The sequence below is a fragment of the Lysobacter oryzae DSM 21044 genome, assembly GCF_059568595.1.
The window spans coordinates 254,207-280,115 of the sequence record NZ_JCANTQ010000012.1 but is presented as its reverse complement, the minus strand read 5'-3'; the positions used below and the strand labels follow the sequence as shown (position 1 = coordinate 280,115).

Annotated in this window: 26 protein-coding genes; 7 read left to right on the top strand and 19 right to left on the bottom strand. The window is 70.5% G+C overall.

Annotated features, from left to right (window positions below; genetic code table 11):
- Positions 1-48: 48 nt before the first annotated feature.
- Complete coding sequence (locus BP05_RS11790) at positions 49-1,326, bottom strand: acetyl-CoA C-acetyltransferase (protein ID WP_496363644.1); 1,278 nt, start codon at positions 1,324-1,326, stop codon at positions 49-51.
- A 191-nt stretch (positions 1,327-1,517) separates the two neighbouring features.
- Between BP05_RS11790 and BP05_RS11785 the strand changes: the two genes are divergently transcribed.
- On the top strand, positions 1,518-2,462 hold the full coding sequence (locus BP05_RS11785) for a hypothetical protein (protein ID WP_496363642.1): 945 nt from the start codon (positions 1,518-1,520) through the stop codon (positions 2,460-2,462).
- Between the two features lie 28 nt (positions 2,463-2,490).
- Here BP05_RS11785 and BP05_RS11780 read toward each other — a convergent pair whose 3' ends face one another.
- The 7 genes from BP05_RS11780 to glnA all read right to left on the bottom strand — a co-directional run bounded on the left by BP05_RS11780 (position 2,491) and on the right by glnA (position 10,249).
- On the bottom strand, positions 2,491-3,081 hold the full coding sequence (locus BP05_RS11780; RefSeq protein ID WP_496363640.1) for a superoxide dismutase family protein: 591 nt from the start codon (positions 3,079-3,081) through the stop codon (positions 2,491-2,493).
- Between the two features lie 78 nt (positions 3,082-3,159).
- Entirely contained in the window at positions 3,160-4,602 is a 1,443-nt protein-coding gene (gene ntrC / locus BP05_RS11775) for a nitrogen regulation protein NR(I) (protein WP_496363638.1), read from the bottom strand.
- Positions 4,592-5,665 carry a two-component system sensor histidine kinase NtrB gene (locus BP05_RS11770; protein ID WP_496363636.1) on the bottom strand — a complete coding sequence of 358 codons (1,074 nt, stop codon included), beginning with the start codon at positions 5,663-5,665 and terminating at the stop codon, positions 4,592-4,594. The genes ntrC and BP05_RS11770 overlap by 11 nt, the downstream gene beginning before the upstream one ends.
- A 117-nt stretch (positions 5,666-5,782) precedes the next feature.
- Positions 5,783-7,237 (bottom strand): ammonium transporter, encoded by a 1,455-nt coding sequence (locus BP05_RS11765; protein ID WP_496363634.1) that lies wholly within the window; start codon positions 7,235-7,237, stop codon positions 5,783-5,785.
- Positions 7,238-7,253: 16 nt separating this feature from the next.
- Entirely contained in the window at positions 7,254-7,592 is a 339-nt protein-coding gene (locus BP05_RS11760) for a P-II family nitrogen regulator (protein ID WP_496363632.1), read from the bottom strand.
- A 57-nt stretch (positions 7,593-7,649) separates the two neighbouring features.
- Positions 7,650-8,417 carry a TorF family putative porin gene (locus tag BP05_RS11755; RefSeq protein WP_496363630.1) on the bottom strand — a complete coding sequence of 256 codons (768 nt, stop codon included), beginning with the start codon at positions 8,415-8,417 and terminating at the stop codon, positions 7,650-7,652.
- A 422-nt stretch (positions 8,418-8,839) separates the two neighbouring features.
- A complete protein-coding gene (glnA, locus tag BP05_RS11750) occupies positions 8,840-10,249 on the bottom strand; it encodes a type I glutamate--ammonia ligase (protein WP_496363628.1) in 1,410 nt (469 codons plus the stop codon).
- Positions 10,250-10,517: 268 nt separating this feature from the next.
- Between glnA and BP05_RS11745 the strand changes: the two genes are divergently transcribed.
- Positions 10,518-11,327: an undecaprenyl-diphosphate phosphatase gene (locus BP05_RS11745; RefSeq protein WP_496363626.1), complete on the top strand. Its 810-nt coding sequence runs from the start codon at positions 10,518-10,520 to the stop codon at positions 11,325-11,327.
- Positions 11,328-11,362: 35 nt separating this feature from the next.
- On the opposite strand, the gene BP05_RS11740 is transcribed toward BP05_RS11745, so the two are convergent.
- The 8 genes from BP05_RS11740 to BP05_RS11705 all read right to left on the bottom strand — a co-directional run bounded on the left by BP05_RS11740 (position 11,363) and on the right by BP05_RS11705 (position 18,188).
- The gene (locus BP05_RS11740; protein WP_496363624.1) at positions 11,363-11,974 is read right to left on the bottom strand and encodes a YbhB/YbcL family Raf kinase inhibitor-like protein; all 612 of its coding nucleotides are present in this window, start codon (positions 11,972-11,974) and stop codon (positions 11,363-11,365) included.
- Between the two features lie 83 nt (positions 11,975-12,057).
- On the bottom strand, positions 12,058-14,124 hold the full coding sequence (locus BP05_RS11735) for a tetratricopeptide repeat protein (protein WP_496363622.1): 2,067 nt from the start codon (positions 14,122-14,124) through the stop codon (positions 12,058-12,060).
- A gap of 83 nt (positions 14,125-14,207) precedes the next feature.
- On the bottom strand, positions 14,208-15,218 hold the full coding sequence (locus tag BP05_RS11730) for a YheT family hydrolase (RefSeq protein ID WP_496363620.1): 1,011 nt from the start codon (positions 15,216-15,218) through the stop codon (positions 14,208-14,210).
- A gap of 55 nt (positions 15,219-15,273) precedes the next feature.
- The gene (locus BP05_RS11725; protein WP_496363618.1) at positions 15,274-16,116 is read right to left on the bottom strand and encodes a lysophospholipid acyltransferase family protein; all 843 of its coding nucleotides are present in this window, start codon (positions 16,114-16,116) and stop codon (positions 15,274-15,276) included.
- Positions 16,117-16,220: 104 nt separating this feature from the next.
- The gene (locus BP05_RS11720) at positions 16,221-16,580 is read right to left on the bottom strand and encodes a hotdog fold thioesterase (RefSeq protein WP_496363832.1); all 360 of its coding nucleotides are present in this window, start codon (positions 16,578-16,580) and stop codon (positions 16,221-16,223) included.
- 267 nt (positions 16,581-16,847) lie between these two features.
- Entirely contained in the window at positions 16,848-17,057 is a 210-nt protein-coding gene (locus BP05_RS11715; protein ID WP_496363616.1) for a hypothetical protein, read from the bottom strand.
- A gap of 53 nt (positions 17,058-17,110) precedes the next feature.
- A complete protein-coding gene (locus tag BP05_RS11710) occupies positions 17,111-17,299 on the bottom strand; it encodes a hypothetical protein (RefSeq protein ID WP_496363614.1) in 189 nt (62 codons plus the stop codon).
- A 220-nt stretch (positions 17,300-17,519) separates the two neighbouring features.
- Positions 17,520-18,188 (bottom strand): glutathione S-transferase family protein, encoded by a 669-nt coding sequence (locus BP05_RS11705; RefSeq protein WP_496363612.1) that lies wholly within the window; start codon positions 18,186-18,188, stop codon positions 17,520-17,522.
- 103 nt (positions 18,189-18,291) lie between these two features.
- Here BP05_RS11705 and queF point away from each other — a divergent pair, with 103 nt between their 5' ends.
- The 3 genes from queF (at position 18,292) to BP05_RS11690 (ending at position 20,086) form a co-directional block, all read left to right on the top strand.
- Positions 18,292-19,116 (top strand): NADPH-dependent 7-cyano-7-deazaguanine reductase QueF, encoded by an 825-nt coding sequence (gene queF, locus BP05_RS11700; RefSeq protein WP_496363610.1) that lies wholly within the window; start codon positions 18,292-18,294, stop codon positions 19,114-19,116.
- A gap of 99 nt (positions 19,117-19,215) precedes the next feature.
- Positions 19,216-19,539 carry a LysM peptidoglycan-binding domain-containing protein gene (locus tag BP05_RS11695; RefSeq protein WP_496363608.1) on the top strand — a complete coding sequence of 108 codons (324 nt, stop codon included), beginning with the start codon at positions 19,216-19,218 and terminating at the stop codon, positions 19,537-19,539.
- 46 nt (positions 19,540-19,585) lie between these two features.
- Positions 19,586-20,086 carry a hypothetical protein gene (locus BP05_RS11690; RefSeq protein WP_496363606.1) on the top strand — a complete coding sequence of 167 codons (501 nt, stop codon included), beginning with the start codon at positions 19,586-19,588 and terminating at the stop codon, positions 20,084-20,086.
- Between the two features lie 91 nt (positions 20,087-20,177).
- Here BP05_RS11690 and BP05_RS11685 read toward each other — a convergent pair whose 3' ends face one another.
- Together BP05_RS11685 and BP05_RS11680 are read right to left on the bottom strand one after the other, a co-directional pair.
- Complete coding sequence (locus BP05_RS11685) at positions 20,178-20,576, bottom strand: YchJ family protein (protein WP_496363605.1); 399 nt, start codon at positions 20,574-20,576, stop codon at positions 20,178-20,180.
- Between the two features lie 31 nt (positions 20,577-20,607).
- The gene (locus tag BP05_RS11680; RefSeq protein WP_496363603.1) at positions 20,608-21,147 is read right to left on the bottom strand and encodes a hypothetical protein; all 540 of its coding nucleotides are present in this window, start codon (positions 21,145-21,147) and stop codon (positions 20,608-20,610) included.
- A gap of 142 nt (positions 21,148-21,289) precedes the next feature.
- On the opposite strand from BP05_RS11680, the gene BP05_RS11675 reads away from it, so the two are divergent.
- Positions 21,290-22,012, top strand: a complete 723-nt coding sequence (locus BP05_RS11675; protein ID WP_496363601.1) for a UPF0149 family protein — start codon at positions 21,290-21,292, stop codon at positions 22,010-22,012.
- A gap of 78 nt (positions 22,013-22,090) precedes the next feature.
- Here the strand turns inward: BP05_RS11675 and BP05_RS11670 are convergent, their stop codons facing one another.
- Entirely contained in the window at positions 22,091-23,194 is a 1,104-nt protein-coding gene (locus BP05_RS11670; protein WP_496363599.1) for a COG3904 family protein, read from the bottom strand.
- 369 nt (positions 23,195-23,563) lie between these two features.
- Between BP05_RS11670 and BP05_RS11665 the strand changes: the two genes are divergently transcribed.
- Positions 23,564-25,801: an NADP-dependent isocitrate dehydrogenase gene (locus BP05_RS11665; protein WP_496363597.1), complete on the top strand. Its 2,238-nt coding sequence runs from the start codon at positions 23,564-23,566 to the stop codon at positions 25,799-25,801.
- Positions 25,802-25,909: the final 108 nt, after the last annotated feature.

Here is a 25,909-nt window from a genome sequence, read left to right as displayed (position 1 = left end):
GCAGAAGGGCGCCGCGCGGCGCCCTTCTCGCTTTCGGCCCGGAAGCGCTCAGCGTTCGAGGATCGCGACCACGCCCATGCCGCCGGCGGTGCAGATCGACACCAGCGCGCGGCCGCCGCCGCGTTCCTTGAGCTGCTTGGCGGCGGTGGCGACGATGCGCGCGCCGGTCGCGGCGAACGGATGGCCGGCCGCGAGCGAGGAGCCGACCGGGTTGATCCGGGCCGGATCGATGCGGCCCAGCGGCGCGTCCAGGCCGAGGCGGTTGCGGCAGTAGTCCTCGCTCTCCCACGCACGCAGCGTGCACAGCACCTGCGCGGCGAAGGCCTCGTGGATCTCGTAGATGTCGAAGTCCTGCAGGGTCAGGCCGTTGCGCCGGAGCATTTCCGGCACCGCGATGGTCGGCGCCATCAGCAGCCCTTCGCCATGGACGAAGTCGACCGCGGCGACGTGCGCGTCACGCAGGTGGCACAGCACTTCATGACCGTGCGCGGCGGCCCACTCTTCCGAGGCGAGCAGGCATGCGGCGGCGCCGTCGGTGAGCGGGGTCGAGTTGGCGGCGGTGAGCGTGCCGCGGCCGGAGGTCTTGTCGAACGCCGGCTTCAGCGAGGCCAGCTTCTCCAGGGTCGAATCGGCGCGCAGGATGTTGTCGCGCGAGACGCCGCGGAAGCTCACCACCAGGTCGTCGAAGAAGCCGCGCTCGTAGGCGGCCGCGAGTTTCTTGTGCGAGGACAGCGCCCACTCGTCCTGCGAGTCGCGCGAGATGTTCCACTCCTTGGCCATGTCCTCGCAGTGGTCGCCCATCGACTTGCCGGTGCGCGGCTCGGCGACGCCGGGGAAATCCGGCTTGAGTTCGCGGAAGCTGAAACCCTTGAACGCGCGCAGCTTGTCGCCGTTGGTCTTGCCCATCGCCGCGTCGAGCAGGCGCCGGCGCAGCTGCTTGCCGTACACGATCGGCACGTCGGAAGTGGTGTCGGAGCCGCCGCCGACGCCGACCTCGATCTGGCCGGTGGCGATCTTGTTGGCGATGGCGACGATGGTGTCGAGCGAGGTGCCGCAGGCGCGCTGCATGGTGATGCCCGGCGTCAGCGGCGACAGCCCCGAGGACAGCGTGGCTTCGCGGCCGAGGTTCCAGTCGCTGCTGTGCTTGATCACCGCGCCCAGCGCGACCTCGCCCAGCTGCTGCCCGTGGAGGCCGAACTTCTCGACCAGCGCGCCCAGGGTGCGCACCGACATGCCCAGGTTGCCGACGTCCGCGTAGGCGGTGTTCTGGCGGCAGAACGGGATACGGACGCCGCCGAGCACGGCAACGGGACGGATGGGTCGCATCGGGCACCTTCGATGTTGGGGACGCCGCCGCGCAGGCGGCGTGAGCCTGAACTGGCGTCGTCGGGACGTGCACCGTCCGCCATACTCTTGCGGACGGTGATAATGGCCGCGAGTGTAGCGCCGCCTTAGGGCGCGACCAACCGCAGGCGCCGGCTTTCACGACCGCCTGCCGATATCGAGAACGTTCCCGCATGCCCCCTGCCGCCGACGACGCCTCCCGCCGCCACGATTCCGCGCCGCCGCTGCACGTGCTCGGCGCGCTGGCGCTGGAGTTGCGCGGCGACGCGCCAGTGGCGCGCACGACGCTGGCCCAGGCCGAAGCCGGTGAGCTCGGCGCGCACATGGCCCGCGACCTCGCCACGTTCGCGCCCGACGCCGCGCAACTGCAGCTGGTGACGGTGGGCGCGCACTACGACCCGGTGGAACTGCTGCGCCCGGGCTGGGCGCTGCACCGCGAGCTCGACCAGTTGTCGGCGCGCGCCCCGGGCGACGCGAGCGGCCGCATCATCGCCTTCGGCGCGCCCCCCAAGGGGACTTCCTCCGGCGCGCACGACGGGCAGTTGCCCGGCGCGTTGGCGCCGTCGCCGGACCATCTCGGCGGTCCCTTCCGGCTGGTGCCGTTCGTGCTCGGCGGCGACGCCGCGATCGTGGCGCGGGTCGGCGACCGCTTCGAGCGCGAACTGATCGAGCGCGGCATGGCCGGCGCCGCCACCGCGCTCGCCGCGCAGGCGGCCTTCGGCATCGAGATCGAGCACGCGCGCTACCTCACCGCGCACGACCTCGCCGCGATGACCGCGCTGCAGTACGAGCACGCCGGCCTCGCGCCGTTGTGGCCGGTGCTGGAAACCGCCTTGCTCGATCCCGATGGCGAAGCCTGGCTGGATGCGCCGCCGGAACCGCTGCTGCATTACGCCGGTGGCGAGGCGCGCATCGCGTTGTTCGAACCGCGGGCGTGGAAGCAGCGCTACGCCACCGACGCGCCCTGCGACACCACCGAAGGCCGGGCCCGGCTGGAGCGCCAGCACGAGCATTTCCTCGCCCGGCAGCGGCAGATCGCCGCGGTGCTGGGCGCGCACGGCGTGCCGGTCAACTTCGTGCATTGCACCGAAGGCGACGACGTCGGCGTGCTGGACTGAGCCGGCACGGGCCGCCGCCCCGCGGCGGTCATGGCAACAGCGTGATCACCCCGCAGGCGACCCGCGCGCCGGCATTGCCCGCCGGTTGCGTTGCGTAGTCGTCGGGCGCCGCGTGCACGACCACGGCGCGGCCGCCGATGTCGGTCGCGCCGCCACCGAGGCTGACCCCGAGTGCCCGCACGTCGACGTGGGCGACGCCGCTGCTGTCGGCGACGATGTTGTCCATGTCGCCGCCGTGGTGCGGGCCGCTGCCGGCGCGGCCGTGCGGCTGCTGCGCCGGATTGAAGTGGCCACCCGCACTGGTCGCGTCGGCCGCGCTGCAATCGCCCTTCTCGTGGATGTGGATCGCGTGCGTGCTGCCGCGCGCCAGGCCGCCGATCTCGCCGGTGATGCGCACGCCGCCGGCGATCGGCGCGGCGACGAGCTTGCCGCTGACCAGGCTGCCCGAAGCGGGCGTGAGCATGATGGTGGCCCCGCGCGCGGTCGAAACCGCGGGCGGTGCGGTGCGCGCGGCGCGCGCTCCCGACGGCGTCGTCGGCGTTGTCGGCGTGGTGCTGCATGCGGCCAGGACCACCGCGGTGGCGGCGGCGAGGGTGCAGCGCAGGAATGCGGTGGGCATCGGGCTCCTCCCGGGACACAGGAGCCCCGAATCTAGCCCAAGCCCGCGTTGCCGCGCGTGTGCGCCCGCGGCGCGGTGTCAGCGCCGCTTGCGCCCGGCGCCGAGCTTGCGCGTCAGGGTGTTGCGCCCCAGCCCCAGCCGGGCCGCGGCCTCGGCGCGACGGCCGCCGGTGTGTTCGAGCGCGGCTTCGAGCAGGGCGCGATCGAAGCGTTCGCGCGCCTGGGCGTGGATGTCGTCGCGGCCCGCGGCCAGCTGCGCGCGCGCCCACTGCGCCAGCGCGGCATCCCAGTCGGCATGGTTCGCGGTCGTCGCCGCGACCGTCACGGGCAATGCGGCTTCGACCTCGGCCACGCCGATGCTCTCGCCCGGCGCGAGCGCGGCCAGGCGCCAGCACAGGTTTTCCAGTTCGCGCACGTTGCCGGGCCAGTCGTAGGCGAGCAGGCGTTCGAGCGCCGGCTTGCCCAACCGCTTGGGCGGCGTGTCGAAGCGGCGCGCGGCCGCGGCGAGGAAGCGCGTGGCCAGCAGCGCGATGTCGTCGCGGCGCTCGCGCAGCGGCGGCAGGCGCAGGCGCACGACGTCGAGGCGATGCAGCAGGTCGGCGCGGAATTTTCCGTCGCTGACGAGCCGCTCCAGGTCCTGGTGGGTAGCCGCGATCACGCGCACGTCGACACGGATCAGCTCGCGGCCGCCGACGCGGAAGAACTCGCCTTCGGCCAGCACGCGCAGCAACCGCGTCTGCAGGGGCAGTGGCATGTCGCCGATTTCGTCGAGGAACAGGGTGCCGCCGTTGGCCTGCTCGAAGCGGCCGGGATGGCGGCGCGTCGCGCCGGTGAAGGCGCCGGCCTCGTGCCCGAACAATTCGCTTTCCAGCAACTCGGCCGGGATGGCCGCGGTGTTGAGGGCGACGAAGGGTTTGTTGGCGCGTGGCGATTCGCGATGCAGGGCGCGGGCGACGAGTTCCTTGCCGGTGCCGGTTTCGCCGGTGATCAGCACCGACAGCGGCGCCTGGGCGAGGCGGCCGATGGCGCGGAATAGCGCGCGCATCGCCGGCGTGGTGCCGACCAGTTGCGATTCGGTGGCGTGCGGGTCCGGGCTGGCGGCGCCGTCGGATCCCATGCCCGCACTTCCGTGTGCAGGCAACGGATCAATACGCAATGGCAAGGCGCGACCGGCCAACGCGACTGCGTCGTCGAGATCGAATGGCTTGGACAGGAACTCGTGCGCGCCGCCGCGGAATGCGCCCGCGGTGCTGGCGACATCGGTGTACGCACTCATGACGATCACCGGCAGGGCGGGATGCGCGGCCTTGAGCTTGTCCAGCAGCACCAGGCCGTCGTCGCCGGGCATGCGCACGTCGGTGAAGAGCAGGTCCGGCGCCGCGCGCGTGCGCAACGCCGCCAGCGCATCGGCCGCATTCTCGAAGCCGTCGACCTCGTAGCCTTCGTCGCGCAGCGCCGTGGCGAGGACAAAGCGCACGCTGCGGTCGTCGTCGACGATCCAGATGCGGGCCTCACGCGCCATGGTGGTTTGCCTCGGGGTCGATGGTCATCGGCAGCAGCAGGGTGAACACGGTGTGCCCCGGCCGCGAGCGGTACACCAGCGAGCCGCGGTGTTCGCGCGCCACCTGCTGCGCCAGGGCCAGGCCGAGTCCGGTGCCTTCGGCGCGTCCGGTCACCAGCGGCAGGAACAGGCGCTCGGCCAGTTCCTCCGGCACGCCGCGGCCGTCGTCGCTGATTTCCAGGCGCAGGGCCAGTGCATGCGGTTCGTCGCCGATGCGCGCGCCGTGTTCGGCGCGGGTGCGCAGGGTGACGTTGGCGGCGCCGGCCTCGATCGCGTTGCGCACCAGGTTCCATACCGCCTGGGTCAGGCGGTCGGCGTCGCCGGTGAGTTCGGGCAGGCTCGGGTCGTAGTCGCGGGCGAGCTTCACCGCCCAGCCGGCGTCGGCTTCGGCCAGGCGCAGCACGCGTTCGAGCACGGCGTGGATGTTGAGCGGTTCGTGCGCTCGCGCGGGCGTGGGCGCGAGCAGGCGGTCGAGCAGCGCGGTTAGGCGCGCCACCTCGGCCTCGATCAGCGCGACCAGTTCGCGCGAGTCGCGGTCGTCCTCGCTGCTGCTGGCGATGCGCCGGGCGAGCAGTTGTGCCGCGCCCTTCAGCCCGGCGAGCGGGTTGCGCAGTTCGTGCGCGAGTCCCTTCAGCGCCGCGGACAATGCGGAAGGCAGGGCGAGCGCGGGATCCTCGCCGGGAAACTCCTCGACCGGATGCGCTTCGAACAGCCAACCGCCCTCGGTGCGCGACAGGCTGACATCGGCGAAGCGCGTGTCGTCGTGGCCGGGAAACGCGAACGCCAGGCGCCGCAGGCGGGCGAAGTCGCGCGGCGTGGCCGCGGCCGTGGCCGCATCGGCCAGTACCCGCGCCAGCGTCTCGCCGTCGACTTCCAGCGCCGGCAGGGGCACGCCCGGCAGGCGGCGGCCGCTGACGCCGAGCCAGCGCGCCATCGCCACGTTGCCGCCGAGCAGCGTCCCGGCGGCATCGGTCCAGGCGACCGGCGTGGCGAGGTGGTCGAGTTCGGGAGCGGGCTGGGACATTGCACCAATATAGTGCAGGGCAGCGGCGTCCGGGACCCGCCCTGGCTGATGCGCGCCCCCCGGCGTGTTGTGGGCCTGGAACGCGTGAGGACCGGCCACTGGCCCTCCCGCTGCCGTTCAATGCTCGTACGCGGTTTCGCCGTGCGAGCTGATGTCGAGGCCTTCGCGCTCGGCCTCCTCGGGCACGCGCAGGCCGACGGTGTACTTCACGACCAGGAAGCTGACCAGCGCGACCCCGCCCGAGAGCGCTACCGTCACCCCGACGCCCTGCAGCTGGATCCACACCTGCGCCGCGATGTCGTAGTCCGGCAACGCGGTTTCGGTGACGTAATCCCAGATGCCCGCGCCGCCCAGCGACGGCGCCGCGAATACGCCGGTCAGCAGCGCGCCGAGGATGCCGCCGATGCCGTGCACGCCGAACACGTCGAGCGCATCGTCGGCGCCGAGCAGGCGCTTCAGCCCGCTCACGCCCCACAGGCACACCACGCCCGCCGCGGCGCCGATGATCAGTGCGCCGCACAGGCCGACGAAGCCCGCCGCCGGCGTGATCGCCACCAGCCCGGCGACCGCGCCCGAGGCCGCGCCGAGCATCGACGGCTTGCCCTTGCCGATCCATTCCACCGTGGTCCAGCCCAGCACCGCCGCGGCGGTGGCGAGGAAGGTGTTGGCGAAGGCCTGCGCGGCCACGGCATTGGCTTCCAGCGCGGAACCGGCGTTGAAGCCGAACCAGCCCACCCACAGGATCGAGGCGCCGACCATGGTCTGGGTGAGGTTGTGCGGCTTGATCGCCTCGCGCCCGTAGCCGATGCGCTTGCCGGTGAGGTACGCGCCGACCAGGCCCGCCACGGCGGCGTTGATGTGCACCACCGTGCCGCCGGCGAAATCCAGCGCGCCCCGGGCGAACAGGAAGCCCGAGCGCGCGAGCACATCCGGCACAGCCTCGTTGCTGGTGAAGGCATCCGGTCCGGGGAAGAACCACACCATGTGCGCCATCGGCGTGTAGGCGAAGGTGAACCACAGCACGGTGAACACCATGACGCCGGCAAACTTCACCCGTTCGGCGAACGCGCCGACGATCAGCGCGCAGGTGATGCAGGCGAACGCGCCCTGGAACACGAAGAACACCAGCTCCGGGATGACCACGCCCTTGCTGAAGGTCGCCGCCATCGCGCTGGCGGTAAGGCCGCTGGCGAACAGCCTGTCGCCGCCGCCGATGAAGGCATTGCCGCCGGTGAACGCGAGCGAATAGCCGTACAGCACCCACAGCACCGCCACCAATGAGAACACCAGCAGGCACTGCATCAGTACCGACAGCACGTTCTTGCTGCGCACCAGGCCACCGTAGAACAGGGCGAGGCCCGGCAGGGTCATGAAGATCACCAGCGCCGAGCACAGCAGCAGCCAGGCGATGTCGCCCTTGTTGGCCACCGGCGCTGCCGCCTGCGCCGCCGCGGCGGCGTCCTGGGCGAACGCGGCCGGTGTCGCCGCCAGCACCAGCAGCGCGGGCAGTGCGACCTGGCCGCTCCGCCGTGCCCATCCCGTCATGCGGGGTTCGATCGTTGCAGTGTTCATATCGGCCTCGCGTGGATTAAAGGGCGTCGTCGTCGAGCTCGCCGGTGCGGATGCGCACCGTGCGTTCGAGCGCCTGTACGAAGATCTTGCCGTCGCCGACCTTGCCGGTCCGCGCGGCGTTGGCGAGCGCTTCCAGCGCCGCTTCCAGCACGTCTTCAGAGACCGCGCATTCCACCTTCAGCTTGGGCAGGAAATCGACGACGTACTCGGCGCCGCGGTACAGCTCGGTATGGCCCTTCTGCCGTCCGAAGCCTTTCACTTCGGTGACGGTGATGCCCGATACGCCGACTTCGGTAAGCGCTTCGCGCACCTCGTCGAGCTTGAACGGGCGGATGATCGCGGTGATCAGTTTCATCGCTCGGCTCCCATGGTTTGCCTGCAACGTGCATTGGCTGGTGGTGTTTGCCTGGACTCAGAACGCCCTGGCCACGGTCAGCACCACCGTGTCCTCGCCGAGGAAGCGGCCGTGGGCGTTGGTGTAGAACGCCTCGTCGGCATCGGTGTCCGAGTACGCGAGCGCGGCGGAAAAACCGTTGGGGAAGGCCTTGGTCACGCCGAGTTTCCAGTCGGCGTATTCGGCGATGGCGTTGTGCTCGACCCATTGCTTGCCGCCGCGGGCGTTGAGCGTCCAGCCCGGCACGAATTCCCAGTTCGCGCAGAGCTCGAGGTAACCGCTGCCGTCCGAATCGGCGTAGCCGAACAGGTCGGTGACGGCGTACGAGTATTTCGCACCGAACGTGGTGCCGGCCACGGCCGCGACGGTGATGCCGGCATAGAGTTCGCCGGTGTCGGGACGGTTGAAGCCGGACGGATAGTCGCCGGGATACCGGTAATACAGCGCGCCGAGATCAAAGCTCAGCTTGTCGCCGAGCTTGCCGCGATGGCCGCCGTACACGTCGAGTTCGAGGCTGCTCGACACCGGCACGCCGGCGGCGCCGAGATCGGACAACCAGCTGATGTTGCTGCCCCAGCTGCCGGCGTAGAAGCCACGCGCCGACGCGTATTCCAGCCCGGCCTGCAGCGCGGGGTCCTGGCCGTTCTGCGAGATGCCGCGGAACACGTAGTCGCTGGTGAGCGCGATGGAACCGCTGGTGCCCGCGCGCGCGTCGCCCGCCGGCGCGAGGACGAGGAGCACGGCGGCAGCGGTGATTGCGGCAACGGCGTTGAAACGATGCGTCATGACACTCGGCCCCTCATGGGATTGGCCCCTCCCCGGTCAGGTGCTTCGTCGTACGTGGTACGTGGTGCGTGCGAGGCGATGTGCGCGTGCGCGGCTCTCGCCAATCGCGGGCACGCAAGGCCCGCGCCGTCTTCGCGGCGTGTCGATCGATGGCGGAGGCATTGCGAACGCGACGGCGTGGCCGTCGTGGTACCCGCAGGGCGTGCCGCGGAAACCGTGGGATGCGCTCGCAGGGTCGAGCCGCGAGGCGGTGTGGCGCTCGCGATCGACGCGAGGCGGATGCTGACCGGCGCGCGGGGAAGGCCGCGGGCCGGCGTCAGGACACGTTGCGCAGGGAGGGCCGCGTCAACGCGGTTGCTGCAGGGAATCCCTTCGGCGGAACAGCCCCTCTCCGTGCGGAGAGGGGCTTTGAAGCTGCGTGCTTAGATCGTGTAGTACATCTGGTACTCGAGCGGATGCGTCGCCGCGCGGAAGCGGGTGACTTCCTGCATCTTCAGCGCGATGTAGCTGTCGATGAAGTCGTCGGTGAACACGCCGCCGGCCTTGAGGAACTCGCGGTCCTTGTCCAGCGCTTCCAGCGCCTGGTCGAGCGAGTGGCACACGGTCGGGATGTTCTTCTCTTCTTCCGGCGGCAGGTCGTACAGGTCCTTGTCGCTCGGCGCGCCCGGGTCGATCTGGTTCTTGATGCCGTCCAGGCCGGCCATCATCAGCGCGGCGAAGATCAGGTAGCCGGAGTTCATCGGATCGGGGAAGCGGATCTCGATGCGGCGCGCCTTCGGGTTGGCCACGTACGGAATGCGGCACGACGCCGAGCGGTTGCGCGCCGAGTAGGCCAGCATCACCGGCGCCTCGAAGCCCGGGACCAGGCGCTTGTACGAGTTGGTGGTCGAGTTGGCGAACGCGTTGATCGCGCGCGCGTGCTTGAAGATGCCGCCGATGTACCACAGCGCCATCTGCGACAGGCCGCCGTAGCCGTCGCCGGAGAACAGGTTCTTGCCGTCCTTCGCCAGCGACTGGTGCACGTGCATGCCGCTGCCGTTGTCGCCGACGATCGGCTTGGGCATGAAGGTCGCGGTCTTGCCGTTGCGGTGGGCGACGTTCTTGATGACGTACTTCATCGTCAGCAGTTCGTCGGCCTTCTTCACCAGCGAGTTGAACTTGGTGCCGATCTCGCACTGGCCGGCGTTGGCTACTTCGTGGTGGTGCACTTCGACTTCGATGCCGACCTGTTCCAGCGTCTTGCACATCTCGGCGCGGATGTCGTGCAGCGAGTCGAGCGGAGCGACCGGGAAGTAACCGCCCTTCACCATCGGCCGGTAGCCGGTGTTGCCGCCTTCGTATTCGCGGCCCGAGTTCCAGTGCGCTTCTTCCGAATCGATGTGGAAGAAGGTGTGGCCCATTTCATTGGCGAAACGGACGCTGTCGAAGATGAAGAATTCCGGCTCCGGGCCGAAGAACGCCTGGTCGGCGACGCCGCTGGACTTGAGGTAGGCCTCGGCGCGCTTGGCGATGCCACGCGGGTCGCGCGAGTACGCCTGCATGGTCGCCGGGTCGAGGATGTCGCAGGTCAGCACCAGGGTCGGATCGGCGGTGAACGGATCCAGGAACGCGGTGGACGCGTCGGGGAGCAGGACCATGTCCGATTCCTGGATGCCCTTCCAGCCCGAGATCGAGGAACCGTCGAACATCTTGCCGTCCTCGAACAGCGAAGGTTCGACGATCGACTTGGGGAAGGTCACGTGGTGCTGCACGCCGCGCATGTCGGCGAAGCGCAGGTCGACGAATTCGACCTTGTGATCCTTGATGAGTTTTTCGACGTGTTCGAGGGACATGACGGCTCCGGGACGGGGTTCTGGGACGGGCCGATGCCCGCTGCGGTTATCCGAAGCAAGCGCCGTGCCAATGTCGTGGCGCACGCTAACCCGTTGATCGGAAAGAGGACGGTCCCGTGTCGCCGGAGCCGTCGCACCACGAAGGTGCGGGGAATTGTGATTCGCACCAACTTGGTTCCAAGCGCGCCTGGGCTATGCTGCGCCACTGTTTGGCGGCCCGGCCCCGAACCCCAGCCACCGTCCACCCCCGCCGCAGTTCCGCCCGCCCATGACCGATCTTCTCGCCGCGCTGCTGCTCGGCATCATCGAAGGCATCACCGAATTCCTGCCGATCTCCAGCACCGGCCATCTGCTGATCGCCGAGCGCTGGCTCGGCCATCGCAGCGACCTGTTCAACGTCGCGATCCAGGCCGGGGCCATCCTCGCCGTCGTGCTGATCTACCGGCAGCGGCTGTGGCAGCTGGCCACGCAGTTCTTCACCGGGCACGAGAGCCGCGCCTACGCCGGCAAGCTCGCGACCGCTTTCGGCGTGACCGCGGTGCTGGGCCTGCTGCTGAAGAAGCTGGGCTACCAGCTGCCGGCGACGGTCACCCCGATCGCGGCCGCGCTGGTGGTCGGCGCGCTGTGGATGATGGCCGCCGAGCATTTCGCGGCGAAGCGTGCCGCCGCGCTGGGCGAGCGCACGGCGATCACCTGGACGGTGGCGATCCTGGTCGGCCTGGCGCAGGTCGTCGCCGGTGCCTTTCCGGGGACCTCGCGCTCGGCGGCGACGATCTTCGTCGCCCTCCTCGCCGGCACCACCAGCCGGGCCGCGGCCACGGAGTTCGCGTTCCTGCTGGGCATCCCGACCATGTTCGCCGCCACCGGCTACGAACTGCTCGAGGTGGTCGGCAGCGGCCAGGCCGCGCACGAGGACTGGTCGGCCCTGGGCGTGGCCTTCGTCGCCTCGGCGCTGACCGCCTTCGTCGCGGTGAAGTGGCTGCTGCACTACATCCAGAACCACCGTTTCACGGTGTTCGCGCTGTATCGCGTGGCGCTGGGCATCGCCTTGCTGCTGCTGGTGCCCGCGGGGCAGTGAGTCGGCGCAGGTGCGGGCGTTGCGCCCGCGCGCACTCAGTCCTTGACGCTGGGATTCAGCGAATAGGTGCCGTAGATCGACGCCTCGCCGAGCACGTGGCCCTGCATCGCCTGCAGCACGTCGCCGGCGGTGAAGCGGTCGGGCAGGTCCAGCTTCGCCACGTCGAGGGCGAACACCCGGAAGAAATAGCGGTGCAGGCGCAGGTCGTGCGGCGGCGGGAACGGGCCGTCGTAGCCGCGCCAGTCGCCACGCATGGCGGGATCGTTGGCGAACCAGCCGGTGTAGTCGTTGAGGCCCTGGCGGCTGCCGGGCGGTCCGTCCGGCTCGGCCTTGCCGTGCGCGACCACGCCCTCGCTGCAACTGCCGGCCGCGATTTCCTGCACCTCCGCCGGGATGTCGACCAGCGCCCAGTGGGTGAAGTCGGTACGCGGCTGCTCGACCGGAATCTGCGCCGGGCTCGCATCGGTGGGCACGTCCGGGTCGATGCACAGCAGCGCGAACGAGCGCGTGCCTGCGGGCGCGTCGCCCCAGGCCAGGTGGGGATTGCGGTTCGGCGCGAAGCCATAACCGTCCGCGGCCGGCTGGCCCGCGGCGAATTCGGCCGGGATGCGCTGGCGGTGGGCGAAGCTGTCGCTGTGGATCTTCATGGTGCGCGCTCCCTGGTCCTTGCAGACGAAGGCCGCCCCGCGTTGCGTGCGGCGGGACGGCCTGGTGGCGGCATGGCGCCGCCTCAGTTCTCCGGATAACCCAACCGTACCGCGACCGGCGTGAGCGCCGCGAACGCCTCGGCCAGCGGCTGCGCATACGCGCGCCAATGGCCCGGGGCGAAGTGGCGGATGCCCAGGCTCGGCAGCGGCTGCAGCGTGATCTCCAGCGCGTCGCCCACCGCCGCGGCCAGGGCCGCGGGGTCGTAGGCGATGTCGTCGAGCTTGAGCAGGCGGTGCGGGAACAGGTCGCGCTCGTGCAGGTCGGCCACCTGCGCCAGCGAGGCCGCCAGCCATTGCGCGGCATGGGTCGGCGACGGCAGCGAGAAGCGCTGCGGGGCATCGAACGCGAGCCACTCCAGCAGCATGTCGCGCGGATCGCGCACGGCGATCATCGCCATCGCTTCGGGCAGGTGCGGGCGCAACGCATGCAGCAGCGCGTTGTCCCACCACAGCAGCCAGTCGAAGACCTGGCCGTCCTGGATCCCGCGCGCGGGCAGGGCGGCACGCCACTGGCTGACGAGGAAGTTGCCGTCCAGGCGTCCGGTCAGCAGCTCCTGCGGCGTGCGATAGCGCTGCAGCGGATCGGCCGGCGGCTGCGGTCCGAAGCGGTCGACCCGGACCGGCGCGCCGGCGTAATCGAAGTTCAGGGCGATGCGGTCGACGAGCGAGCCAGGCGCGCCCCACAGCAGCAGCACGCCCGGCGCCGGATCGGGCAGCGGCGCGAGCGGCGGCAGTTCGCCAAGGTCGCTCGTGACCTCGGGCAGCGGCAGGCGCTGTTCGACGACTTCCGCGTGCAGCGCGGCCCACTCGGCTGCGGCCTGCGCGGTATCGCCGGCGACGTCGAGGCAGCGGCCGAGCAGCTGGCGCAGCATGCGCGTGGCTTCCGGCACCTGCGCGCGTTCGAGCAGGCCGCGCACGCGGGCGACGGCGGCATTGGGATCGTTCTGCAGGAGGCGGTCGACGATGCGCAGTTCGGCCTGGGTGTGGCCGGGCTCGATCGCGACGATCTGGTAGGCGATCGCGTCGGCCGCTTCGGTTTCGCCGAAGTGGTCGTGGATCACCGCGCGCGCCTGCAGCGCGGGGATGTAGTCCGGCGCCGTGTCCATCCAGCGTTCCACGACCGCGAGCGCTTCCGGTCCGGCGAACGGTTCCACCAGCAGGCGCGCGCGCCACAGGTTGTCTTCCTGCGGGTGCGCGGCGAGCGCCTGCTCGAGGGTGTCGCGGGCGTCGGCGATGTCGCCGGTGCGGCGCCACGCTTCGAGCAGCGCTTCCAGGGTGCGGCGGTCGCGCGGCATCGCGGCAAACGCGGCCTTCAGCGGCGCCAGCGCGCGTTCGGTGCGGCCCGCCTGCAGTTCCAGTTCGCCTGCCACGCGCTGCAGCCCCGGCGAGGCGTTGCCGTCCTGGAGCAGCGCGGCGGCTTCGTCGGCCGCTTCGGCGACGCGGCCCTGGCGGCGCACCAGGTCGGCGATCAGCGCGCGCAGCGGGGTCGAGTCGGGCTGGGCTTCCAGCTGCTTGCGGAAGCACTGCTCGGCGAAGGCGAAATGGCCCTTGGCGATGTATGCGAAGCCGAGCGCATTGCGCAGGGTCGGCTCGTCCGCGCCACGCTGCGACGCCTGCGACAGGATCGCCAGCGCGCGATCGGCATCGCCGCGGCGCAGCGCCACCATGCCTTCGATCGCCGCCACCTGCGGATGCTCGGGGGCGATGCGTCCGGCGAGCTTGGCCAGGCGCTCGGCCTCGTCGAGGTCGGCGCGCGTCAGCGCCAGCTGGCCCTGGATGATGTAGGCCGGGAACTGGTTCGGATCGAGGCCGACCGCCTTCGCCAGCGCCACCTGGGCGTCGTCGAGCTGGCGCGCGCGCAGCAGCAGTCCGGCGCGTTCCACGTGCAGGCCGGCGTCGTCGGGGGTCAGCGCGAGCGCGGCATCCACGGCGTCCAGGGCCGCGGCGGCATCGCCGTCCAGGTGCAGGGCGGCGCCGAGCAGGCGGTGGGCGGTCGCGTCCTGCGGGTTGGCGGCGACCGCGTCGCGCGCGGCGGACAGCGCTTCGGCGGCGGCGCCGCGGCGCAGCGCGTCGAGAATGGGCTCGTACATGGAAGGTTTCGTCGGAATTGCAGGAAGTCGGCGATTGTAAGCCGCCCTGCGGGCCTAACGCCGCTGGTCGCGGCCGCTGCGGCTCAGGCCGGCTCGGCCAGCGGGCGGGACACCCCGAGCGCCAGCTGCTGCGCCACCCAGCGTTCGGCGAACCCGCCCAAGCGGGCATTCTCGAGGAAGCCGCAGTGGCCGCCCCACGGGGCGATCTCCAGCCGCGCGTCGCCGGGGAGCTGGAGGTGGCGGAAATCGTCGACCGGAATGACCGGATCGTCCGCGGCCATGAGGATGCTCGCGGGCACGCGCAGGCCGGCCAGGCGCGCGCCGGCGATCGAATAGCCGTCGAAATAGCGGTCGAGGGTGCCGAATTCGGTGTGCCGCTCGACCAGCCACTGGGTCAGCGGGCGCATGCGCAGGCTCAACACCTGGTTGTCGAACGCGTGCAGCTCCGGGAACAGCGCGCGTTTGCGCGCCAGCGAGCCGCGCCATTTGCGTTCGAAGTACCACATGTACACGGGCAGGCCATGTTCCATCGATTCCATGGTCCGCGCCGGATCGAGCACCGGACACACCGCCGCCACGTGGGCGACGTCCAGCCCCGCCGCGGGTGCGCGCAGGGCCAGCCGCAGGGCGAAGTTGCCGCCGAGCGAATACCCGGCCAGCACCAGCGGCCGGCACGGGAAGCGGCTGGCGACGTCGCGCGCCGCATGCACCACTTCGTCGATGCGGTTGGAGTGGAACAGGCCTTCGTTGAGGTGGTGGGTGTTGCCGTGGTCGCGGAAGTTGAGCCGGAACACCTCGAACCCGCGCTGCAGCAGCTGCGCCGCGGTCAGGCGCATGTAGCTGGAATCGACGCTGCCTTCCCAGCCGTGCAGCAGCAGCGCGAGCCCGCGCGCGGGGGCGCCCGGGACCACGCTGTGCAGGCCGTGCAGGCGCACGCCGTCGCCGCCGTCGATCAGGTGTTCGGTGGTGATCGCGCCGCAGTCGCGCAGCGCGCGCTCGCCATGCCAGCGCCGCAACGCGCTCGTGCCGAGCAGCGACTGCATGTGCGCGTTGCGCAGCCAGCGCGGCGGACGGTAGTCGGCGGCGGTGAGCATGGGCTGACGATAATCCGCCGGATTCGAGTCGGCACTCGACCGCGGCAGGCCCACGTCAGCCGCCCGTCATCGCATCGACGATGCGGCTGCGCGCCAGGTCGGCGATGCGGCGGCGGCCATCGGTCTCGCCCGGCGCGATCGGCGCCAGGAAGTGCACCTCCGCCACGCGCGGCGGTTCGCCGAGCAGGCGCAGGAAATTGGCGAAGAAGCTCTCGCGCGGCTGGAAGGCGACCACGCGCTGGGCGCTGCCACCCTCGCCGTAGCGCAGTGCCACCGGTTGCACGGGCACCCCGGCTTCGACCGCGGCGAGGAAGATGCGCGCATGGAACGGGCCGATCTCGCGGCCGCCGCGCGTGCCGCCTTCCGGGAACACGCCGACGCTGCGGCCTTCGCGCAGGCGCGAGAGCATTTCGTGCAGGACGCCGCCGAGCGATTCGGTGCTGCCGCGCGCGTGGAAGATGGTTTCGCCGCGCTGCGCGAGCCAGCCGACCACCGGCCAGCTCTGGATCTCGCGCTTGGCGACGAAGCCCATCATGCGCTGGCTGTGCAGGGTCTCGATGTCGATCCAGCTGACGTGGTTGGCGACGAACATGGTCGCGCCGGGCAGCGGCGCGCCGAAGCGGCGCAGGCGGAAGCCGAAGATGCGCATCAAACCCGCCGACCAGGCGCGGATCACGCGGTGCTCGAGCGATTCCTCGCCCCAGCGCAGGCGCTCGGTGAGCGGCGTGGTCATCAGCATCGCCAGCGGCAGATGCACCAGGATGTGCCACAGCAGCAGCGGGACGCGATACAGGTAACGCAAGGCGCGCGCCACACGCGCTTCGGGCGCGTCGGCGCCGATGATGGGGGACGGCGCGGTCATGGGCGGCACGATACCGGCCCGCGACCACATTTGCATGCGATTGCATGCGTGCCGCGCTTGCGGCGTTCGCAATGCGATGCCTCCGCGCAGCAGTGGACTGCACACCGCACGACGGCGTACGGACGCTCCGTCCCGCCGGTTCAAGCGCGACTGATCACCGCGAGCGTCAGGCGCGAGATGCACACCAGGCGCCCGGCGTCGTCCTCGATGCGGATTTCCCACACCTGCGTGCTCGCGCCGACGTGCAGCGGGCGCGCGGTGCCGGTGACATTGCCGTCGCGCACGCCGCGCAGGTGGTTGGCGTTGATTTCGATGCCGACCACGCCCTTGTCCGCCGGCACGCACAGGCCGGCGGCGGTGCTGCCCAGGGTTTCGGCGAGCAGTACCGAGGCGCCGCCGTGCAGCAACCCGTACGGCTGCTTGGTGCGCGCATCCACCGGCATGGTGCCGCGCACGTAGTCGGGACCGATTTCGGTGAAGTGGATGCCCAGCGGGACCATGGCCGTGCCGGTGGACAGTGCGTTGAGGTCGGCGAGCGTGGTGTCGCCGCGGAACAGCGCGCGCGGCGCGCGCGCGGCGGGGGCGGAGTCGGTCATCGCGCGACGATACACGCGTCGCCTGGCCCGCGAGGCATGGCTGCCCGGTTCAGGCGTGACCGGCCAGCGCGCAGGGAGAGGGAGGAGAACCTGCGCGCCGGCCGGGGCCGCACCCACGGGGAAGGGAGAGGTGCCGTCGCGTCGGGTGGGGTGCGGCGGCAGCGAATCGGGTCAGGCGCAACGGAACAGCGGGGCGAATCCGTTGCTGGTGTAGCGGCGCTCGCGGCCATAGCCGCTGCTGTTGCCATAGCCGACGCCGAAATCGCGCTCGCGGTGCTGATGGCGGGTGGGAGTGGCCTGCGCGGCGCCGAGGGCTGCCACGGCGACGGGGGCCTGATTGGTGGGGGCGTTGGTGCGGACTTCGGCAAGACGGGCGTTCATGACGGTCTCCTCGGGGCTGCCTGGGGGCGTACAGCCACCGGAGCGGGTGCGCGTTACGCGCAGCGGAACAGGGGCTGGAAGCCGCTGCTGGAATAGCGGCGGTTGCTGGCGTAGCCGCTGCTGTTGCCGTAGCCGACGCCGAAATCGCGCTCGCGATGCAGGTGGCGGACCGGGGCAGGCTGGGGGACCGGGGCGGACTTGGGGGTGTCCTGGCGGCGGGCTTCGAAGGTGCGGACGTTCATGGCGGATTCCTCGGGGGCGGGTGGGGTGTGGCTTGGTGTGTTGGTAAAGTACAACACCACTCCGATCGATCACCTGTGCCGGAAGTCACCCCACCGACGGACTATTTCGGGCGGTGGCGGCCCAAGTGACGGAACTCCCTGATTCAGATGCCTTTTCACCCCAACCCGTTGCCATGACTGATGACCTAGGGCCGCCCCGCTCCCCCATCCGGGGGAGGTTTCAGGCCGGTTGCGGTGCCGGCGCAGCCCCACCCAGCTCCCGGCTGGAGTGCGGGTCGATCGAATACGGGTGCATTTCGGCGAGGAACCCCGGCTGCGCGCGCACCCGGGCGATCCACGCCCGCAGGCGCGGGTACCGCGCGAGCTCGAATCCGGCCTCGTCGGCCCGGCTGGTGTAGGCGAACAGGGCGATGTCGGCGATCCCGTAGCGGTCGCCGGCGATGAAGTCGCGGGTGGCCAGTTCGCGTTCGAGGATCGCCAGCGCGCTACTGCCGGCGCTGCGCTTGAGCTCGACCAGCACCGCGGGCCGGCGCGCCAGCTTGCCGGTCAGGGTCCAGTGCCGCAGCGCGCCGATTTGGCTCTCGATGCGTTCCTGCTCGAAGCACAGCCATTGCCACACCTTCGCCTGTGCGAACGCATCGTCCGGCAGGTACGGCGTGTCCTTGGCGAGGAACATCAGGATCGCGTTGGATTCGGCCAGGGCGCGCCCGTCCTCGAGCACGATCGCGGGGACCGTGCCGGTCGGGCTGATCGCGCGGTACGCCTCGGTGCCGCCCGCGCCTTCGAAGATGCTGACCAGCCGCGTGCGATGCGGCTGTTGCAGGTGGGCGAGCAGCTGGCGCACCTTCCAGGCGTTCTGCGAGGGCAGGTAGTCGTAGAGCGTGAGCATGGGCGGAGTTCCGTGCAGGAGGGGAGCCGGCAGTGTCCGCGGCTCGCGCACGCGGCGATATCCGATTCCTGCGGGTCGTGCATGCGCCCGCTAAAATCGCCGCATGACTCCGCAAGACCTGCCGCTCGGCCGCCACGTCGACTACCCGCGCGAATACGACGCCGCGCTCCTGTTCCCGATCCCGCGCGCGCTCGGCCGCAGCCATATCGGCATCGACGACGGCGCCCTGCCCTTCATCGGCGTGGATCGCTGGCATGCGTACGAACTGAGCTGGCTCGACGCGCAGGGCAAGCCGCGCGTGGCGACGGCCACGTTCGAGGTGCCGGCGCAGTCGCCGCACCTGGTCGAATCCAAGTCGCTCAAGCTCTACCTCAACTCCTTCAACGCCACCCGTTTCGCCGACGACGAGGCCATGCGTGCGCGCATTGCCGACGACCTGTCGCGCGCCGCCGGCGCCGCGGTCACGGTGCGCTTCGGCCTGCCGCCGATCGACGCGCGCGACCACGCGCATGCCGGCGGCGAATCGATCGATGCATTGCCGGTGGCGATCGATCGCTACGGCCCGCCCGACGCCAGCCTGCTCGCCGCGGATGCCGACAACGTCGTCGAGGAAACGCTGAGCAGCGCGCTGCTCAAGTCCAACTGCCCGGTCACCGGCCAGCCCGACTGGGCGCGCATCCTCATCGCCTACCGCGGCCCGCGCCTGGATCGCGCGGCGCTGCTGCGCTACCTGGTGTCGTTCCGCGACCACGCGGAGTTCCACGAGCAGTGCGTCGAACGCATCTTCGGCGACCTTCTCGCGCACGCCCGTCCGCAGGCGCTCTCGGTGGAAGCGCGCTACACCCGCCGCGGCGGCCTCGACATCAATCCCTGGCGCGCCACGCCAGGCACGCCGCGCCCCTCGCCGGGCCGCGACGAACGGCAGTGAGAGCCCGGCCCGGGTTTCCCTGAACCCGCGATATTTCCTTAACAACCCGCGTGCCACCGTGGCTTGCGTCGAACCCGACGCCGGGGAGGAGACCCTGCAATGAGCAACGACAAGAAGCCGGATTTTTCCAACGTGCAAAGCGGCTCGAGCAGCACCGAGTCGGGCCGTCCTGATTTCTCCAACGTGCGTTCGGGCGCAACGTCGACCGAACAGATCACCGGCGGCAGTGGCGGCACCGGAGGCGCCGGCGAAACCACCTACACCGTGGTCAAGGGTGACACCCTCTCGCACATCGCCAAGGAGCACTACGGCAAGGCGAGCAAGTGGCAGATGATCTTCGAGGCCAATCGCGACCAGCTCGATGACCCGGACAAGATCTTTCCCGGCCAGGTGCTGAAGATTCCCGCGCTCGACGGCGAGTGATCCGCCGCGCTCCCGCTACCAATCCCAAAGACAAGGAAACACACGCATGAATCGCCATCGCATTCCGTATGCCGTGCTGGTCGCGCTGCTCGGTGCCGTCGCCCTGGTCGGCTGCAAGAAGAAGGAAGAACCCGCGCCGGTCGCCAGCACGCCGCCGCCGGCCAGCATGCCGGCGCCGTCAACCGCACCGGCGCCGATGCCCGCCACGGCCTCGGTCACCAGCGTCGACCTCGGCAATGCCATCGGCACCGACATGAAGGTCACCACACCGGCGACCACCTTCGCGCCGAAGGACACCATCTATGCCGCCATCGGCACCGCCACCAGTGATCCGGCCGCGAGCGTGCCGGGCAAGCTGGGGGTGAAGTGGACCCACGTCGACAGCAACCAGACCGTCAACGAGGAAACCCGCGACGTGAACCTCACCGGCGCCGGCACCACCGAGTTCCACATCGCCAAGCCCGATGGCTGGCCGAAGGGCAAGTACAAGCTCGAGGTCTCGCTCAATGGCAACGTGGTGCAGTCGCGCGACTTCGAGGTCAAGTAACCGTCTCTCTCCGCCCCGCTTCTTGGCGGGGTTGGGCAAGCCCGGGCGTGATGCGAATCACGCCCTTTTTTTGTCCGCGCATCGCGGGTACTCAGCGCGGCGGAAACGCGCCGTCGAGGTAATACCAGCGTCCGTCCTCGCGCACGAAGCGGCTGATCTCGTGCAGGCGCACCGCCGGCGCGCCGCCGACCCGGTAACGCGCCACGAATTCGACGACGGCGTGGTCGGCGTCCGGCTGCTGGTGGCGCTTGACCTCCAGGCCGAGCCAGCGCGTGGCGGCGGCCTCGGCGAACTCCAGCGCCGGCGGCCGCGTCGATGCGTGCCAGGTCGCCAGCAGGTACTCGGCATCGGCGCGCACGTAAGCGCAGTAGCGCGAACGCATCAGCGCCTCGGCGCTCCCGGCCGGCGCCTCGCCGCGGTGCAAGGGCGCGCAGCACTGGGCGTAGGCGCGGCCGGACTGGCAGGGGCAGAGGGTGTCGGTCCTCGTCATCGCCATATTGTCGGCGATGGCGCAGCGCGAGCTACGGCACCGCCGCACCGCGGCGGCGATAGTGGCCGCGAAAACTTGTCTGCCAGGTCGCACCGGCGTCGTCGGATGTTTCCCAGTGCTGGATCACGCCGCCATCGGGCGTGGGCGTCCAGCTGATGCGCTGCAGCTGCGTGCCGCCCTTCGCGGCGGGAAGTTCGCCGCGCAACACCATCGCCGCGCCCTCGCGTCCGCCCGTCAGGCGCAGGACCACGCCATCGCCGCCGACCCAGAACTGCCGCCAGACGCGGTGCTGGGCATCCCAGGCATTGGTGCTGGTGCCGTCGTTGCCGCTCGCACCGTGCCAGCGTTCGACCAGCCAGCAGCCGTTCTCGCTGCGCTCGATGCGGTTGCTGCCGACCAGCCGGTCGCCCTGCGGCCCACCGTAGACGTCCCATTCGCCCAGCCAGAAATCGAACTGGCGATGCTCGGCGCCCTCGCAGCGCAGCGCCGTTGGTGGCGGCGCTGCCACGGCGCCCATGCTGGCGAGGCCGCCCAGCCCGGCCACAAGCGCCCGCAGGTACTGACGACGCATGCTGCGCTCCGTGGTCCGCGGCGTTGCGCACACGGTAGCCGTTGCGGGCGCGCGCCGGCGCCGGTGCGCGCATCGAGCCAACAAATGCCATGCGCGGCGCGAACGACTACCCTGTGCACCCCACGTCCGTCCCGCTGCCGCCATGAAAGCCCCCAACTACCTCGACGACGCGCAGATCGAGCGTCTCTCCGACCTCCTCGACCAGCGTGCGGTGCCGTTCAAGGGCTTCAACCTGGAAGCACTCGACGGCTACCTGTCCGCGCTGGCCGTGGCGCCCGAAGAGGTGCCCGCCGGGGAATGGCAGCCGCCGGTGTGGGGCAAGCCGCCGCGCTGGGCCGACGAGGCCGAACGCGCTGAAGTCGAGGCGCTGCTGCAGGGCCACTGGAACATGGCCAGCCAGCGCGTCCGCTTCGACGACGACGACCTGCCCGAACACCTCGCGCCGCTACTGTGGTTGCCGGAAGAGGCCGAAGCCGAGCATCCCGACGAACTCGACGTCGGCCGCGACTGGGCCTTCGGCTTCTTCCGCGGCGTCGAATTGCGCGAAGCGGCGTGGGAAAAGTGGCTCGACGCGAACGACTGGATGGACGACATCTTCGCGCGCCTGGACCAGCTGGCCAGCGGCGAGGTCCTGGGCGAGGACCCGGAAGCGCCCGGCACGCCGATCGGCTACCGCGAGCGCCTGGAGATCATCGCCTCGCTGCCCGGCATGCTCGCCGACCTGCACCATCACCGCATCGATGCGTTGACCCCGCGCGAGCCGATCCGCAAGGCGGCGACGCCCGACCGCAACGCGCCCTGCCCGTGCGGCAGCGGCAAGAAGTACAAGAAGTGCTGCGGTGGTGCCGCGGCGGACGCCGGATAACGCTGGCCCCGCGCGCCGTCGCGCGGCAACGGCGGCCCGCGATCTACGCAGGTCACCTACGCAGGCGACCCGCGCGCGTTACTTCTTCGCCACGTCGCCCGAGGTCTTGCCGGACTCGAGCTTGAGCGGCGGCAGCAGCTGGGCCCGCGCCGCGGCGCCCGTGGGCAGGCCACGACGGTCGGCGGTCGGGTTGTCGGACGGACACTTCGCATCGGGGAACCCGAAGCGCGGTTCCAGCGCGCGCCCGCACTGGTCCAGCGTCTCGAACGCCTTGCCCGGCTCCAGGCATTCGTTCTCGAACGCGCGCAGCCACGAATCGCGGCGGCGGGCGAAGTCCTCGCCGCAGCGGCGGGTCAGGCGGATGCGGTCGAGGTCGTCCTGCACCGCATTGCTGCCCGACAGCCCGTACTCGTGCAGCTCCGCTTCGCTGAGCAGGCGCAGGCGGCGGTTGGCGACGGTCATCATCAGGTCGGCGATGCGCACGTCGGCGCCGTTGCGCATCAGGTAATCGCGCACCTGCCCGCTCACGTCCTTGAGCTCGGCGCTGAGTTCCGCGCGCGAGGTGGCCTTGGACTGGTCGCGGAACAGGCGGTGGATGCCGACATCGCCGGCGATCGAGCGGGTGTCGCCACCGGCCAGGATCAGCACGCACGAGCTGTGGCAGTACGAGCCTTCGCGGACCCAGATCGCCCAGCGCTGCTCGGCCATGCTGTCGCCGGCGCGGATGGCTTCCTCGACGTGGCCGCCGGAGGAGTTGATGTCGAGGATGCGCACGGGGATTTCCATGCGGTCGGCGACCGCGGCCACGCGCTGCACCAGCGCGGTGAAGCCGGCATTGATCTTGCCGTCGTAGCGCAGGCGCACGACGCCCTGCGGCTGGCACGGCGTGAGCGCGTCGACCACGGCGAAGAAGGTCAGCGCGTCGAGCTGCTCGCCGTCGCCGTCCTGGAGGTAGTCGTAGCCGCAGCTGATGTAGGCATCGCCGGAATCGAGTTCGGCGTTCGGCCAGTACGTGGTCTTCAGGTAATCGCCCGGCGCCATCGCCGGCAGCGGCTGCGACACCACCGGCCGGCTCGGTCCGCTGCTGGCATCGTCGCCCAGCGTGACCGGCGCCTGCGTGGGCGCCTTGGGCTGGCACGCGGCCAGCAGCAACAACGACGACAGCAACCAGTTCTTCAGCATGACCGTACCACCGGAACGCGCGGTGCCCACCCTGCTACCGCCAGGCCAGTACAGCGCGCTCCCAGCGCCGCGGCAAGGCATTTGTTGAACATTTGTGAAAGCGGTATCCATGAACGCGCCTTCGAGTGTCGCGGCCCACGCATGAATGCGCTTTGACCTTCCGCGCCATCCCCCTGTTCAAGCAAACGCAGGCGCACAGCCGACGCGGACGGGCTCTCCGCGTACGCGCCCGTGCGGTCGCCGCGGCTTTGCCCCCGCCGAGCTGAACCGCGACAATGGCGGGTCTCCTGCCCGCGGCCCGCGCCGCCGGCGCGCGGCCCCGATGCCGCCCCCTTCTTCCGTATACCGACGAGCCAGCGAGCCCCACTCATGTCCGACACCGCGAACCGCGCCCCGAAGATCCTCTACACCCTGACCGACGAGGCGCCGTTCCTGGCCACCGCGTCGCTGCTGCCGATCATCGAGGCCTACACCGGCACCGCCGGGGTCGCCGTGGAAACCCGCGACATCTCGCTCGCCGGGCGGATCCTGTCGCAGTTCCCCGAGTTCCTGCGCGACGAGCAGAAGATCGCCGACGACCTCGCCGAACTCGGCCAGCTGGCGACCACGCCGGACGCCAACATCATCAAGCTGCCCAACATCAGCGCCTCGGTGCCGCAGCTGCTGGCGGCGATCAAGGAACTGCAGGCGCAGGGCTACGCGCTGCCGGATTACCCGGAAGAACCGCGCGGCGAGCGCGACAACGAGATCAAGGCCCGCTACGACCGGATCAAGGGCAGCGCGGTGAACCCGGTGCTGCGCGAAGGCAACTCCGACCGCCGCGCGCCGGCGTCGGTGAAGGCGTACGCGCGCAAGCATCCGCACAAGATGGGCGCGTGGCGCAGCGATTCGAAGTCGCATGTCGCGCACATGGCCGACGGCGACTTCTATGGCAGCGAACAGTCCGCGGTGATCGGTGACGCGACCACGCTGAAGATCGAGTTCGTCGGCAGCGACGGCCGCAGCCAGATGCTCAAGACCGGGCTGAAGGTGAAGGCCGGCGAAGTGGTCGACGCCGCGGTGATGAGCACCACGGCGCTGGGCGAGTTCGTCGACGCGCAGATCGCCGACGCGCAGGCGCGCGGCGTGCTGTTCTCGCTGCACCTGAAGGCGACGATGATGAAGGTCTCCGACCCGATCATGTTCGGCGTGGCGGTCAGGCGCTTCTACGCACCGGTGCTGGACAAGCATGCCCGCGCGCTGGAACAGGTCGGCTTCGACGCCAACAACGGCATCGGCGATCTGTACGCGCGCCTGCCCTCGCTGCCGGAAGCCGAACGCGCGGCGATCGAGGCCGACATCGCCGCGCTGTACGCGCAGCGCCCGGGCGTGGCGATGGTCAATTCCGACAAGGGCATCACCAACCTGCACGTGCCCAGCGACGTGATCGTCGACGCCTCGATGCCGGCGATGCTGCGCGACTCGGGCTGCATGTGGAACGCGCAGGGCAAGCTGCAGGACACCAAGGCGGTCATCCCCGACCGCTGCTACGCCGGCATCTACCAGGCGGTGATCGAGGACTGCAAGGCCAACGGCGCGTTCGATCCGGCGACGATGGGCTCGGTGCCCAACGTCGGCCTGATGGCGCAGAAGGCCGAGGAATACGGCAGCCACGACAAGACCTTCCAGCTGGAGGTCGACGGCGTGGTCCGGGTCAGCGACGACGCCGGCCAGGTGCTGATGGAACACAAGGTCGCCGCCGGCGACATCTGGCGCATGTGCCAGACCAAGGACGCGCCGATCCAGGACTGGGTCAAGCTGGCGGTGAACCGCGCGCGCCTGTCGCACACGCCGGCGGTGTTCTGGCTCGATGGCGCGCGCGCCCACGACCGCAACGTGATCGCCAAGGTCCAGCGCTACCTCAAGGACCACGACACCAGCGGCCTGGAAATCCACATCATGTCGCCGGTGGACGCGATGAAGTTCTCGCTGCAGCGCATCCGCGCCGGCCAGGACACGATCTCGTGCACCGGCAACGTGCTGCGCGACTACCTCACCGACCTGTTCCCGATCATGGAGCTGGGCACCAGCGCCAAGATGCTGTCGATCGTGCCGCTGATGGCCGGCGGCGGCCTGTTCGAGACCGGCGCCGGCGGCAGCGCGCCCAAGCACGTGCAGCAGTTCGTGCAGGAGGACTACCTGCGCTGGGATTCGCTCGGCGAGTTCCTCGCGCTGGCCGCCTCGCTCGAGCACCTGGCCAACCACACCGGCAACCCGCGCGCGCAGGTGCTCGCCGACGCACTCGACGCGGCCAACGCCAAGTTCCTCGACAACGACAAGTCGCCGGGCCGCAAGCTCGGAACGATCGACAACCGCGGCAGCCACTTCTACCTGGCGATGTACTGGGCGCAGGCGCTGGCGGAACAAACGGCCGACGCCGAACTGCAGGCGAAGTTCGCGCCGCTGGCGCAGGCGCTGACGCAGAACGAAGCGAAGATCGTCGAGGAACTGATCGCGGTGCAGGGCAAGCCGGTCGAGATCGGCGGCTACTACAAGCCGGACATGGGCAAGCTGGCCACGGCGATGCGGCCCAGCGCGACGTTCAACGCGGCGCTCGCGGCGCTGTAACGCGAACCGGTTGGAACGGAAGGCCCGGCGCATGCCGGGCCTTCTTGTTGGCGCATGGTCGTGCTGCTTGCACTTCGCTGGCGGTAAGGGGCGTGACGTAGGTCCCCC